Origin of the sequence: Pseudooceanicola endophyticus (assembly GCF_018760365.1) — a bacterium.
In the GTDB taxonomy this organism is placed as follows: Bacteria; Pseudomonadota; Alphaproteobacteria; order Rhodobacterales; family Rhodobacteraceae; genus Pseudooceanicola; species Pseudooceanicola endophyticus.
Genome location: NZ_JAHIAB010000001.1, coordinates 415,516 through 427,864 on the forward strand (window position 1 = coordinate 415,516; position 12,349 = coordinate 427,864).

Below are 12,349 nucleotides of genomic sequence, written 5' to 3' on the forward strand. Positions count from 1 at the left end.
CGGAGGTTCCATGTCCCCGAGTTCCCTCAATTTCCAGCTGGCCCTGCGCACCGGGCTGGCGCTGGCGTTTCTCGTGGCGCTCGACCTGGTGCTGGGCCTCGGCCCGGCCCAGCGCCTGCCGCTGCTGGGCGCGGCCTTCGCCACCTCGACCGGGGCCCGCTGGGAACTGGCCGGACGGCGCTGGCCGATCGTCGCCGTCGATCTGGTGGGCAAGTCCGCCGGTCTGCTGCTGGGCTACGGCGCAGCCAGTATCACGCTCTGGGACGGCCAGACGCTGGTGCTGCCCGGGCTGATCGCCGGGGCGGCGCTGATCGGCTCGCTCACCCTCACCCATCGCGGGCTATGGTGGGTCAGCGTGCAAAGCTTCATCTTCTTCGGCATCGGCGGGCTGCTCGCGGACCGGATCGACGATCCGCTCGCCGTCGCAGGGCTGGCGCTGGCGGGGGCGGCCTTCATGGCGCTCTGGCTCGACCTGCCCCGCCTGCTGCGCCGCCCGCTCAGCGCCGCAGAGCCCCATGCCACCCTGCTCGATGCGAAGGCGGTGCTGAACCACCCGGGCCGCGCCGCGCTGCTGCGCCTGGCGCTGACCACCGCGCTTTCGGTGGCGCTTTCCTACGGGGCGGCCGTGGCCCTCGGGCTGGAACGCCCCTACTGGGCGCCCCTGGCCGCCGTTCTGGTGCTGCGCCCGGATTACATGGAGACCCTTAGCCGGGTGCTGATGCGCTCGCTCTGGACAGTGATCGGCTGCGTGGTGCCCACCCTGCTGATCCTCGCCCTGCCGCCGGGCAATGCCGCCTATGCGGTGCTCTTCCTGCTGGCGGCGATGGGCACGGCGCTGGTGAACGGCCAGCAGTTCCGCTACTTCATCGCCTTCCTGACCGCGACGATGATCCTGCTGATCTCCATGGGCACCGGCGGCATCCTCGAAAACGCCGAGACCCGGATTTACGCCACCGCCATCGGCGGCGCCCTCGCCTTCGCCGTCAGCAGCCTGCTTGGTCTGCTCGCCCCGCTGTTCCATGCCCCCGCCCGGCCCCACCCGCCGGACCCGGAGGAATGACCCCACCTTCATCTTTCCCCAAATATGGCGGGGGAGTCGCCGCAGGCGACTGGGGCAGAGCCCCCCGCCCCGCCCGCCCTCAGACCGAAACTTCGGCCATCAGTGCATCCTTGGACATCTCGTATTTCGCCCCCGAGGCCCGCACCGCACCGCGCCGCAGCACGCAGAACCGGTCCGCCAGCCCGTAGGCGAATTCGAAATACTGCTCGACCAGGATGATCGCCATGTCGCCCCGGTCGCGCAGGTATTCGATGACCCGACCGATCTGCTGGATGATATTGGGCTGGATGCCCTCGGTCGGCTCGTCCAGCAGCAACAACTTCGGCTTCGTCAGCATGGCCCGCGCGATCGCCAGCTGCTGCTGCTGCCCGCCCGAAAGGTCCCCGCCGCGCCGGTGCAGGAAGTCCTTCAGGATCGGGAACAGCTCGTAGATCTCGTCGGGGATGAAATGCTCCGAGCGCGGCAGGCAGGCATAGGCGGTCTCCATGTTCTCCTGCACGGTGAGCAGCGGAAAGATCATCCGGCCCTGCGGCACGTAGCCGATGCCCTTCTTCGCCAGCACATGCGACGGCAGCCGCCCGAGGCTCTCTCCATCCAGCCGCATCTCTCCGCCCGAACGCGGATGCGTCCCCGAGATCGCCTTCAGCAGAGAGGTCTTGCCGACCCCGTTGGTGCCCATGATGCAGGTCACCTCGCCGGTGCGCGCCTCCAGGTCGATCCCGTGCAGGATCTGGCTTTGCCCGTAATGCAGGGTCAACCCCTTGATTTCCAGCATCTCTCAGCGCCCCAGATAGACCTCGATGACCCGCGGGTCATGGGTGACGTGATCCAGCGATCCCTCCGCGAGGACCGATCCCTCGTGCAGCACGGTGACCTTGCAGCCCAGCCGGCGCACGAATTCCATGTCGTGTTCGACCACGACGACGGCGCGGGTCTTCGCCAGGTTGACGAGCAGCTCGGTCGTATGTTCGCGCTCGGCCAGGGTCATCCCGGCGGCAGGTTCATCGACCAGCATCAGGCGCGGCTCCTGCGCCAGCAGCATCCCGATCTCCAGCCATTGCTTCTGGCCGTGGCTCAGCTCTCCGGAAATCCGGTGCAGCGCATCCTCCAGCCCGACCTCCTGCGCCAGCTCGGCCACCCGGGTGCGGTCGGCCCGGCTGGGACGGTAGAACAGGCAGGCAAATGCGCCGCGCGGGTTCTTCAGCGCCATCAGCAGGTTGTCATGCACCGACTGGTCCTCGAACACGGTGGGCTTCTGGAACTTCCGCCCCAGCCCCTCCCGGGCGATCCGGCTTTCGCGCATCTTCAGCAGGTTGACCGATCTCTCGCCCCAGATCACCCGGCCCTCGTCGGGCCTGGTCTTGCCCGTCACGATGTCCATGAAGGTGGTCTTGCCAGCGCCGTTCGGGCCGATGATCGCGCGCAGCTCGGCCTCTCCGATCTGGAAGGACAGGTTGTTGATGGCGCGGAAGCCGTCGAAGCTGACGGAGACACCGGAGACCTCAAGCAGCGTGCTCATTGCCCGCGCCTCCGTGCGATCAGGTCAAACAGGCCACCGATGCCCTTGGGGGCAAACAGCGTCACCAGCACGAAGCTGAGGCCCAGCAGCACCTGCCACCAGTCCACCCAGTTGACCGTGTAGACCCCGAGCGGGATCGAAGACACCAGCCCGCCGGTGAACCAGGTCGATACCAGGCTGACCACGGCAGCACCGATCACCGCGCCGTAAAGCCGCCCGCGCCCGCCGATCGCCACCCAGACCGCCAGGTAGATCGAGGCGATGGGCGCGATTTCCCCGGGATTGATGATGCCGGCCTGGGGATAGTAGAGCGCCCCGGCGACGGCGGCGATCACGGCGGTGAAGGTGAAGATGAACAGCTTGTAACCCTCGACCGAATAGCCGAGGAAGCGCACCCGGGCCTCATCATCGCGGATGCCGCGCACCACCGAGCCGAACTTGCCCGAGACCACCCAGGCGCAGAGGACGTAGCCAAGCGCCAGGGCCAGGGCCGCCCCCCAGAGGAACCAGACCGAGACGAGATCCTGCGAGGCGCTGATCCCGGGCAGGTTCTGCAACCCCGAAAGGCCGTTGTTGCCCCGCAGCCCGCTTTCGTTCTGGAACAGGTAGAGCGAGAGCGCCAGCGTCATCGCCTGGGTCAGGATCGAAAGGTAAACCCCGGTGACGCGCGAGCGGAAGGCCAGCCAGCCGAAGACCAGCGCCAGCAGGCCCGGGATCAGCAGGACCAGGACCAGCTGCGCGGTCAGGCTGTGGGCGAAGATCCAGATCGCCGGAAAATCGGAGGCGCCGACGACCCCGAAGATCTGGCTGCCGATGGCATCGCGGATCTCCTGGGGAGTGGGCGGAATGACGGCGTTGGAGAGGCTTTCCACCACGATCAGCTCTGTGCGGGCATACATCAGCCACATGCCGATCATGTAGCCGCCAAGCCCGAAGAAGGCGAAATGGCCAAGCGAGAGGATGCCGCAATAGCCCCAGACCAGATCCATGGCCAGCGCCACCAGGCAGAGGCAGAGCGTCTTGCCCAGCGTCTTGACGAAGGAGGTGGAGATCAGCCCGGAGCCGGTCGCCGGGGCCAGCATCGTCACCGCCAGAGTGAAGAGCGCGAGGCAGGCCAGGAAGACCAGGATCGAGGGGTTGCGGGCGAGGAAAGAGCGGCTCATGGCGTGGCGCCTTCGGAAGGGGCGGCAGGGGGCTCTGCCCCCATCGCGCCGGGGCGCGATTCCCCCGAGGTATTTTCAACAAGAAAATGAACCGGGGTCCGGGGCGGCGGGCGGCGGTCGAGATTGGCGGGGTGGCCCCTGGCGATCATGGCTCAGTCTCCTGCGGCGCGGCCCTTGAGGGCGATGATGCCCCGGGGGCGGAACTGGATGAAGATGATGATGAAGATGATCATGTAGGTCTGGGCCGCGAGCGTGTTCGAGGGGTTGAACCATTCGATCCCCTTCTGGAGCACGCCGATCATCCCGGCGCCCAGCAGCGCGCCCCAGATGTTGCCGACGCCGCCGACCACCACGGTCATGAAGCTTTGCACGATGTATTGCTGGCCGATCTCGGAGGTGACCTGGGCGTAGAGGCCGATGGCGACACCGGCGATGCCGGCGATGCCGGATCCGAGGCCGAAGGTCAGCATGTTCACCCGGTCCGGGTTGATCCCCATGGAGGCGGCCATCTTCGGGTTCTGGGTGACCGCGCGGGTCTCGAGGCCGAGGCGGGTGTGCTTCATCAGGAAGAGGAAGAAGACCAGGAAGATCAGCGCCAGAGCGAAGATCGCGATGCGGATGTAGGAGATGCCGACGATGTCGTTCAGCACCCAGGAGCCGTCGAGCCAGGCCGGAGAGGTCAGCGGGCGGGCCTGGGTGCCGAAGATGTTCTTGGCGATCTGCTGGAGCGCGATGGAGATGCCGAAAGTCGCCAGCAGGGTTTCCAGCGGTCGGGAATAGAGGTGGCGGATCACCAGCCGCTCCATCGCGACGCCGGCGGCGAAGGTGACCAGGAAGGCCAGCGGGATCGCCACCAGAATGGAGACCGTGTAGTTCGGGATCAGCTGCTGGACCACGTAGCCCGTGTAGGCGCCCATCATGATGAATTCGCCATGGGCCATGTTGATGACCCCCATGACGCCAAAGGTGATCGCCAGGCCGATGGCGGCGAGGAAGTAGATCGACCCCAGCGACAGCGCATCAAGCGCCAGGTCGAGCGCCTGGTTCAGCCCGACCATCAGGGTGGTCCGGGTCAGCGCCGCACGGGCGGCATCGGTGACGGCGGGGTCGGCTTCGGCGTACTGGTCCCAGAAGACATGGGTGGAGAGCGCCTGATCGACCTCGGCCTCGGTCGCCGCCGGAGGGGCCTGGCCGGCCTGCACCAGCGCCGCATAGGCACGGTCGCGGGCCGCCGGATCGGCAAGCTGGTGCAGCGGCACGCCGCCCACCGCGCCGTCCTCCACATGGGCAGAGAGCGTGGTGCGGGCGGCCTCCGCCGTCAGGCGGGGCGGTGCCAGCCCTGCGGCGACCAGCATGTCATAGGCGGTCGCGCGCGGCAGGGCGTCGGAGCCGGGCTTCAGCGTGGCGGCGACATTGACGGTTTGCGGGACCACGGTGCCGGCATGGCGGCTGGTGGCGACCAGCGGGTTCAGCGCGGCGCGGGCATCGACGCCGGTGTCGCCGGCAAGACTGTCGATGGCAGCGACGCGCATGGCGCTTTCGGTGCCGAAGCGGATCGTCAGCAGGGTCAGCAGGCGCTCCTTGCGGGCGCGGATCGCGGGGTCGGGCTCATCTGGGATCGCGGCCTTGAGCGGCGCAAGATGGCCTGCCTCTGCGGCGCGGTCGATGGCGTCAAGGGCGGCGACGCGGATCGCGGGATCGGGATCGGACAGCTGGAAGCGCACCAGCGCGGCGCCGATCAGCGCCCGGATGCCGGAGTTCGGCTTCAGCTGTTCGATGGCGTCCTTGTCGACGGTCGCGACCTCGGCCCCGGTGTCGAAGTCGATCAGCGCATATTGCCCGCCCTTCACCTTTTGCGCCCTGAAGAACTGGCCATCGGAGAGGCGCTGCCACATGTCGCGCTCCGCCCAGGTGCTCAGGACCAGGGGGGCCTGCGGCAGGCCCGATCCGGCAATCGCGTCGATCGCGGGCTGGATGGTGCGGCGCGAACTTTCGGTGATCAGCGCGGCATTGGCCTGAAGCAGGGGCTGGATGGAAGCATCCTGCGCACCGGCCCCGGGGGCCATGCCCAGCGACAGCACCAGGCAGAGGGTCGCGAAAAGGCGTTTCAACATGGAATCCTGCGGAGGGAAAAGGGAGCCGTCATCGAAAGGGAGAAGCCATCGAAAGGGACCGGGGCCGCAGCGCAGAGCCACCGCGCGGACTGCCCCGGCCGGGACCGGGCGCCCCCGCGCGGCTGGAGGTCCGCGCGGGGGCCGTCATCCGGTCAGTAGTTCGACTTCTTCTGCACGCAGGTCTCGGTCTGCGTGTTGTACATGCCGCAGTCGAGCCCCGGCCAGTCGGACTTCAGCACCGCGGAGTCCGGCAGGTAGTCCGTCCAGGCATCGCCCGGCACCGGATCGGTTTCCGAGATGATGTCGAACTGGCCATCCGCCATGATCTCTCCGATCAGCACCGGCTTGGTCAGGTGGTGGTTGGGCAGCATCTCGGCGGTGCCGCCGGTCAGGTTGGGGAACTTCTGGCCGACCATGGTCTTGATGACCGTGTCCACATCGGTGGTCTTGGCCTCTTCGACCGCGTTCACCCACATGTTGAAGCCGATGTAGGTGGCCTCCATCGGGTCGTTGGTCACCCGGTCCTCGCCCATACGGGCCTTCCATTCCTTGATGAAGGCGGCGTTTTCCGGCGTGTCGGCGCTTTCGAAGTAGTTCCAGGCCGCCAGGTGGCCGACAAGGTTGGAGGTGTCGAGGCCCGAAAGCTCCTCTTCGCCGACCGAGAAGGCGACGACGGGGATGTCATCGGCCGAAACGCCCTGCGCCGCCAGTTCCTTGTAGAAGCCGATGTTGGCATCGCCGTTGATGGTCGAGATCACGCCGACCTTCTTGCCATCCGCGCCAAGCGCCTTCACGTCCGAGACGATCTTGGACCAGTCGGAATGGCCGAAGGGGGTGTAGTTGACGAAGATGTCCTCGGCCGGGATGCCCTTGTCCTTCAGATAGGCCTCAAGGATGTTGTTGGTGGTGCGGGGATAGACGTAGTCGGTCCCCAGCAGGGCGAATTTCTCGACCCCGAGTTCGTCGAGGAAGTAATCGGTGGCCGGGATCGCCTGCTGGTTCGGCGCGGCGCCGGTGTAGAACACGTTGTAGGAGCTCTCCTCGCCCTCGTACTGCACCGGGTAGAAAAGCAGGCCGTTCAGTTCCTCGATCACCGGCAGCACCGATTTGCGCGACACCGAGGTCCAGCAGCCGAAGATCACGTCCACCTTCGACACGGTCAGCAGCTCGCGCGCCTTTTCCGCGAACAGCGGCCAGTCCGAGGCCGGATCGACCACGACCGCTTCCAGCATCTTGCCGTTGACGCCGCCCTTGGCGTTCTGCTCGTCGATCAGCATCAGGACGGTGTCCTTCAGCGTCGTTTCCGAGATCGCCATGGTGCCCGACAGCGAATGCAGCACGCCCACCTTGATGGTGTCGTCCGCGGCCCAGGCGGCCCCCGAAAACATCAGCGTGGCCGCGCCGGCGCCAAGCACCTTGTTCAGAAATTGCGACATTGGATGGTGTATCCCTCAGATGTCGCTGCCTCGAGAGATCGTGAAGAACCGGGCTCTTTACAGGCCCGTTCCCCTCCCCGACTGTCTTCCCCAGCAGCTTCTCAGTTGCGTTTCGTGCGGTGGCGACCGAACCGCCAGATTGGAGCCGCCGCACGTTCTCCCTCATGCCCCGGTTGACCCGGGTGCACCCTAGTTAAGGCGTTTTGCGAAACGCCGTCGCCGGCACAGGGTGACGCAGGGTCATATTTTCGAAACAACCGGGGGTGGCTGCCGGTATACAGGGCAGTTGACGTCAGGGTTGCACAACTCTTGGGCGAAAAAAGAACACGTTTCCGTGTCCGGCCCCGGCCATGGGGAAACCGACGGCAACCTGATGGGTGCCGCTCCGCGAAACAGCGTGTTTCGATAAAACTGCTTTCAGAACAGAGTGTTGGGAATGGGATCCCCGGGCGCCCTCAGTCCTGCTGTTCCGGGAATCGGAAATCCGGCAGGTTGGTGAAGGCCTCGCGCAGCGCCACGCCCCAGCCCGAGGAGATCTCCTGGAAATAGGCGTCTTCGGCGTGGATGCGCCCGGTGCGGCCCAGCTTCAGGCTGTCGGCGTCGTAGATGTGAAAATCCAGCGGCAGCGCGACCGAGAGGTTGGCCTTGATCGTCGAATCGAAGGACACCAGCAGCAGCTTCATCGCCTCTTCAAAGCTCATCGCCGGATCATAGGCGCGCACCAGGATCGGGCGGCCATACTTGGTCTCGCCGATCTGGAAATAGGGGGTGTCGTCGCTGGCCTCGATGAAATTGCCTTCCGGGTAGATCAGGAACAGGCGCGGCGCGCCGCCCTTGATCTGTCCACCCAGCAGGATCGTGGCGTTGAAGGCGGAACTGGCCTTCTGGCCGCCGTCGCCATCATGACGCGCGATGACCTCGCGCAGGGTCTGGCCGACCAGCTGCGCGACCTGGAACATGGTCGGCAGGTGTTCGATGTCGGGGCTGCGCTGCTCGGGCGACTTGGAGCGTTCCTGCAGCAGGCTGACCACGGCCTGGGTCGTGGCCAGGTTGCCGGCGGTCATCAGCGTGATGCAGCGTTCGCCCGGCGCCTCGAAATGGGCCATCTTGCGGAACGTGGAGATGTTGTCGACGCCCGCGTTGGTGCGGGTGTCGGACATGAAGACGATGCCGCGGTCCAGCTGCATCCCCACACAATAGGTCATCCTGATCGCGCTCCGTATAGACTCGTCCCGGTTTCGGACCGCGGCAGTCTATTGCTGAACTTGCAGGGAAACGCAAAGCTCTTCTTGGGCATCGCCCTGGCGCAGCCCGTGGACCGGCGCGGCTTCCGCGTAGTCACGTCCCAGGGCCACCCGCACGTAGCGGTCATCGGGGCAGACGGCATTGGCCACGTCAAAGCCCACCCAGCCCAGACCGGCGATCCAGACCTCGGCCCAGCCATGGCTGGCCTCCTGGTCGATGGTGCCGTCCAGCAGCAGGTAGCCCGAGACGTAGCGCGCCGGCATCCCCAGGTGACGGGCGGCGGCGATCATCACCTGCGCCTGGTCCTGGCATACCCCCTGCCCGGCCTGCGCGGCCTCCTCGGCAGTGGTCGCGGCATGGGTCGTGCCCTTGGTGTAGGTCACCGCCTCGGCGACGGCCTCCGACAGCTTGTGGACAGTGCCGAGCGGATTGGCCTCCACCTCCTTCTTCAGCCCCGAGGCCAGCTTGCGGATCATCGGGCCGACCGTGGTGGCCGGAGTCGGCGCCCGGTAGAGCCAGAGCGGCGCCAGCCCCTCTCCGGGACCGATCACGCCGTTGAGGTTCTCGGTCTCGATCTCCCCCTGCGAGGTGATCTCGAGGGTTTCGGCCCCGTCATCCATCTGCACCAGCTGTACCGCGTTGCGGAACTGGTCGTGATAGGAGACCTGGACCGTGCCGCCGGTGATGGAACTGGTCCAGTCCAGCACCGTCTGGCCCCTGCAGCTGCGCGGCGTCAGCCGCAGCTGCAGCAGCGCATACTGCACCGCACGGTCATAGCTGTAGGTGGTCTTGTGAGTGATCTTCAGCCGCATGCCCTTACCCGTAGAACCGGAAATCTTCCTGGATCTGCGCGGCCAGACGGCCGGTATCGCCGATCGCGCATTTGAGGAACTCGTGCAGGCCCTCGTCGAAGATCTCGTCTATGTTGCGCCCGGTCAGGCGGGCATTGATCTGCTCGGCCAGGGTCACGCAGGGCAGCGTGTCGCCCTCGCCCAGGAACGAGAGGTTGCCGACGATCTTGGCGTAGCAGAACGCCAGGCTGCGCGGCATCCTCTTGTCGAGGATCAGGAAATCCGCGATCGACTTCGGCGTCGCGTCGCCCTCGTTCAGCCAGCGGAAGCTGCGGAAGGCCGAGACCGAGCGCAGGATGGTTTCCCACTGCATGTTGTCCATCGAGGAGCCGACATAGGCCGCCGAGGGCAGCAGGACGTAGTATTTCACGTCGAGGATGCGCGCGGTGTTGTCGGCCCGTTCGGTGAAGGTGCCCAGGCGGCAGAAATCGAAGATGTCGTTCCTGAGCATGGTGCCGTGCAGCGCGCCGCGCACCAGGCTGGAATGCTGCCGGATGGAGCGGATCACCTGCGCCAGGTTCTTCACGGAAACCGGGCGCTTCAGCTCTTCCTTCAGGGTCATCCAGGCTTCGTTGACCGCTTCCCAGACCTCCGAGGACAGCGCGGTGCGCACCATCCGCGCGTTCGAGCGCGCCGCCTCGATGCACGAAAGCACCGAGGACGGGTTGTCGAGATCCCGCAGCAGGTAGTTCGTCACGTTCGCCTGGTCGAAGGTGTCGAATTTCTCAAGATAGGCAGAGCGGACCCCTGCCGTGGTGGCGATGCTTTCCCATTCGCTCTCGTTGACCTGGCCGCCGGTCAGGGCGATCCGCAGCCCGGTTTCCAGCAGGCGTGCGGTGTTTTCACTGCGCTCAAGATAGCGGAACATCCAGAAGAGTCCGCCAGCCGTCCTTCCAAGCATATTCGTCAGTCTCCCAGAACCCAGGTATCTTTCGTGCCGCCCCCCTGGGAGGAGTTCACGACCAGCGAGCCCTCCTTCAGGGCCACGCGGGTCAGGCCGCCCGCCGTGATATGCACCCGGTTCGGGCTGACCAGCACGAAGGGCCGCAGATCGACATGGCGCGGCGCCAGCCCCTTCTTCGTCATGATCGGCACCGTCGAGAGCGCCAGCGTCGGCTGCGCGACATAGTTCGCAGGCTTCGCCATCAGCTTTTCGCGGAAGGTGGCCAGCTCTTTCTTCGAGGCCGCAGGCCCCACCAGCATCCCGTAGCCGCCCGAGCCGTGCACCTCTTTCACCACCAGTTCCGAAAGGTGATCAAGGACGTAGGACAGGCTCTCGGCCTCGGAACAGCGCCAGGTCGGCACGTTCTGCAGGATCGCCTTCTCGCCGGTGTAGAATTCGACGATATCGGGCATGTAGGAATACAGCGCCTTGTCGTCGGCGATGCCGGTGCCGGGCGCATTGGCGATGGTGATGTTGCCGGCGCGGTAGACATCCATGATCCCCGGCACGCCCAGCATGCTTTCGGGATTGAAGGTCAGCGGGTCCAGGTAGGCGTCATCGACCCGGCGATAGACCACGTCGATGGGCTTGTAGCCCTTGGTGGTGCGCATCTGCACCTTGCCGTCCACGACCTTCAGATCGCCCGCCTCGACCAGCTCCGCGCCCATCTGGTCGGCAAGGAAGCTGTGTTCGAAATAGGCCGAGTTGTGGATGCCCGGCGTCAGCACCGCGACGCGCGGCTTCACCCCGTCGAAGTTCGGCGGCGCACATTCCGACAGCGAGCGGCGCAGTTCGGCCGGGTAGGACGAGACCGGGCGCACCTTCATCTGGGTGAACAGCTCGGGGAACATGTGCAGCATCGTCTCGCGGTTCTCCAGCATGTAGGAGACGCCGGAGGGCGTGCGGGCATTGTCCTCAAGGACGTAGAATTCGTTCTCGCCGGTGCGCACAAGGTCGGTGCCGACGATATGGGTATAGACGCCGCCCGGCGGCATCATCCCGATCATCTGCGGCAGGAAGGCCTCGTTCTGGGCAATGATGTGTTCCGGCAGGCGCCCGGCCTTCAGGATTTCCTGCTTGTTGTAGATGTCGGCCAGGAAGGCGTTCAGAGCGCGCACCCGCTGCTCGATCCCCTTTTCAAGCTGGCGCCATTCGTTCGCGGCGATGATCCGCGGCACGATGTCGAAGGGGATCAGGCGTTCCTGCGCATCCTTCTGGCCGTAGACGTTGAAGGTGATCCCGATGCGGCGGAAGAAGGCTTCGGCCTCGGCGGATTTCTTGAGAAGCGCCTTGGGATCTTCACCGGAGAACCAGTCGGCATATCCGGAATAGGGATGCCGGGGATCTCCGCCCTCCAGCGTCATTTCGTCGAAAAATCTTCGATCTGTCATGTCCACCCTCTGACTTCCCCCGACCTGTTGCATCCGCACCCCGATGGTTACAGAGGCCTTCGGGAACCGCGAGAGCACCTCTCGGTGTTCCCCCGGGTTCGGGGTCTCTTTTGCAAGCACACGCTCAATATTTAATCAGATGGTCAGGCGCCGCCGGACCTGCCTCCGAAACAGGCAGTTCCCCGGCACGGCGCCCCTCCCCCTGTGAATTCCCTTTTCGAATGGCGAATTTTCGGACCTTGCGTCAAGGGGTTACAGGCAGGAATCTGGCGGACGGCGAAAATGCCTCAGTCCGGAAAGGTGCCGCGGCGCAGAAACATTCCGCGGGGGCAGCAGGCGCCGACCCGCGCCGGCGTTCCGAAAACCGTTACGCAGCAGGACCCCGGGCGGCCCGGCCCCTCCGGACCGGCGGGCGCGCATCCGCAGAGCGCCTGTATACCGGATACCCCCCGGAAAAACGGTACCGATGCACGCCGGACACACTTGCCGCGCCGCACCGCCCGCGCCGAAGCCATCCCGGACCCGCCCTGCGCGCGCCCGCATCGGGCGACTCGCCCCTTACGGCCTCCGGCGGCGCGGGTTTCCGCCGTGAAGCCCGTCTTTATGCCTCCTCCGGGTGGTCAATCG

General features: G+C 65.9%; 10 protein-coding genes. 1 reads left to right on the forward strand and 9 read right to left on the reverse strand.

The genetic code is table 11. From position 1 onward, the window contains the following. Positions 1-10 precede the first annotated feature (10 nt). Entirely contained in the window at positions 11-1,060 is a 1,050-nt protein-coding gene (locus KM176_RS02025) for an FUSC family protein (RefSeq protein ID WP_160892185.1), read from the forward strand. 79 nt (positions 1,061-1,139) lie between these two features. Here KM176_RS02025 and urtE read toward each other — a convergent pair whose 3' ends face one another. The 9 genes from urtE to KM176_RS02070 all read right to left on the reverse strand — a co-directional run bounded on the left by urtE (position 1,140) and on the right by KM176_RS02070 (position 11,722). Beyond that, positions 1,140-1,835: an urea ABC transporter ATP-binding subunit UrtE gene (gene urtE / locus KM176_RS02030; RefSeq protein WP_160892187.1), complete on the reverse strand. Its 696-nt coding sequence runs from the start codon at positions 1,833-1,835 to the stop codon at positions 1,140-1,142. Between the two features lie 3 nt (positions 1,836-1,838). After that, positions 1,839-2,579: an urea ABC transporter ATP-binding protein UrtD gene (urtD, locus tag KM176_RS02035; RefSeq protein ID WP_160892189.1), complete on the reverse strand. Its 741-nt coding sequence runs from the start codon at positions 2,577-2,579 to the stop codon at positions 1,839-1,841. Beyond that, complete coding sequence (gene urtC / locus KM176_RS02040; RefSeq protein WP_160892191.1) at positions 2,576-3,742, reverse strand: urea ABC transporter permease subunit UrtC; 1,167 nt, start codon at positions 3,740-3,742, stop codon at positions 2,576-2,578. The genes urtD and urtC overlap by 4 nt, the downstream gene beginning before the upstream one ends. A gap of 152 nt (positions 3,743-3,894) precedes the next feature. Beyond that, positions 3,895-5,856 carry an urea ABC transporter permease subunit UrtB gene (gene urtB / locus KM176_RS02045; protein ID WP_160892193.1) on the reverse strand — a complete coding sequence of 654 codons (1,962 nt, stop codon included), beginning with the start codon at positions 5,854-5,856 and terminating at the stop codon, positions 3,895-3,897. Positions 5,857-6,008: 152 nt separating this feature from the next. Then, entirely contained in the window at positions 6,009-7,244 is a 1,236-nt protein-coding gene (gene urtA / locus KM176_RS02050; RefSeq protein ID WP_375372116.1) for an urea ABC transporter substrate-binding protein, read from the reverse strand. A gap of 503 nt (positions 7,245-7,747) precedes the next feature. Further along, positions 7,748-8,497, reverse strand: a complete 750-nt coding sequence (locus KM176_RS02055; protein WP_160892197.1) for a proteasome-type protease — start codon at positions 8,495-8,497, stop codon at positions 7,748-7,750. A 48-nt stretch (positions 8,498-8,545) separates the two neighbouring features. Further along, positions 8,546-9,349, reverse strand: a complete 804-nt coding sequence (locus KM176_RS02060) for a transglutaminase family protein (RefSeq protein WP_160892199.1) — start codon at positions 9,347-9,349, stop codon at positions 8,546-8,548. A 4-nt stretch (positions 9,350-9,353) separates the two neighbouring features. Then, positions 9,354-10,289 (reverse strand): alpha-E domain-containing protein, encoded by a 936-nt coding sequence (locus KM176_RS02065; RefSeq protein WP_160892201.1) that lies wholly within the window; start codon positions 10,287-10,289, stop codon positions 9,354-9,356. 5 nt (positions 10,290-10,294) lie between these two features. Continuing rightward, positions 10,295-11,722 carry a circularly permuted type 2 ATP-grasp protein gene (locus KM176_RS02070; protein WP_160892203.1) on the reverse strand — a complete coding sequence of 476 codons (1,428 nt, stop codon included), beginning with the start codon at positions 11,720-11,722 and terminating at the stop codon, positions 10,295-10,297. Positions 11,723-12,349: the final 627 nt, after the last annotated feature.

What these genes read in the sequence shown, in the direction of transcription:
- KM176_RS02025 (WP_160892185.1), top strand. Translation starts at nt 11, where the DNA reads ATGTCCCCGAGTTCCCTCAATTTCCAGCTGGCCCTGCGCACCGGGCTG.
- urtE (WP_160892187.1), bottom strand. Translation starts at nt 1,835, where the DNA reads ATGCTGGAAATCAAGGGGTTGACCCTGCATTACGGGCAAAGCCAGATC.
- urtD (WP_160892189.1), bottom strand. Translation starts at nt 2,579, where the DNA reads ATGAGCACGCTGCTTGAGGTCTCCGGTGTCTCCGTCAGCTTCGACGGC.
- urtC (WP_160892191.1), bottom strand. Translation starts at nt 3,742, where the DNA reads ATGAGCCGCTCTTTCCTCGCCCGCAACCCCTCGATCCTGGTCTTCCTG.
- urtB (WP_160892193.1), bottom strand. Translation starts at nt 5,856, where the DNA reads ATGTTGAAACGCCTTTTCGCGACCCTCTGCCTGGTGCTGTCGCTGGGC.
- urtA (WP_375372116.1), bottom strand. Translation starts at nt 7,244, where the DNA reads ATGTTTTCGGGGGCCGCCTGGGCCGCGGACGACACCATCAAGGTGGGC.
- KM176_RS02055 (WP_160892197.1), bottom strand. Translation starts at nt 8,497, where the DNA reads ATGACCTATTGTGTGGGGATGCAGCTGGACCGCGGCATCGTCTTCATG.
- KM176_RS02060 (WP_160892199.1), bottom strand. Translation starts at nt 9,349, where the DNA reads ATGCGGCTGAAGATCACTCACAAGACCACCTACAGCTATGACCGTGCG.
- KM176_RS02065 (WP_160892201.1), bottom strand. Translation starts at nt 10,289, where the DNA reads ATGCTTGGAAGGACGGCTGGCGGACTCTTCTGGATGTTCCGCTATCTT.
- KM176_RS02070 (WP_160892203.1), bottom strand. Translation starts at nt 11,722, where the DNA reads ATGACAGATCGAAGATTTTTCGACGAAATGACGCTGGAGGGCGGAGAT.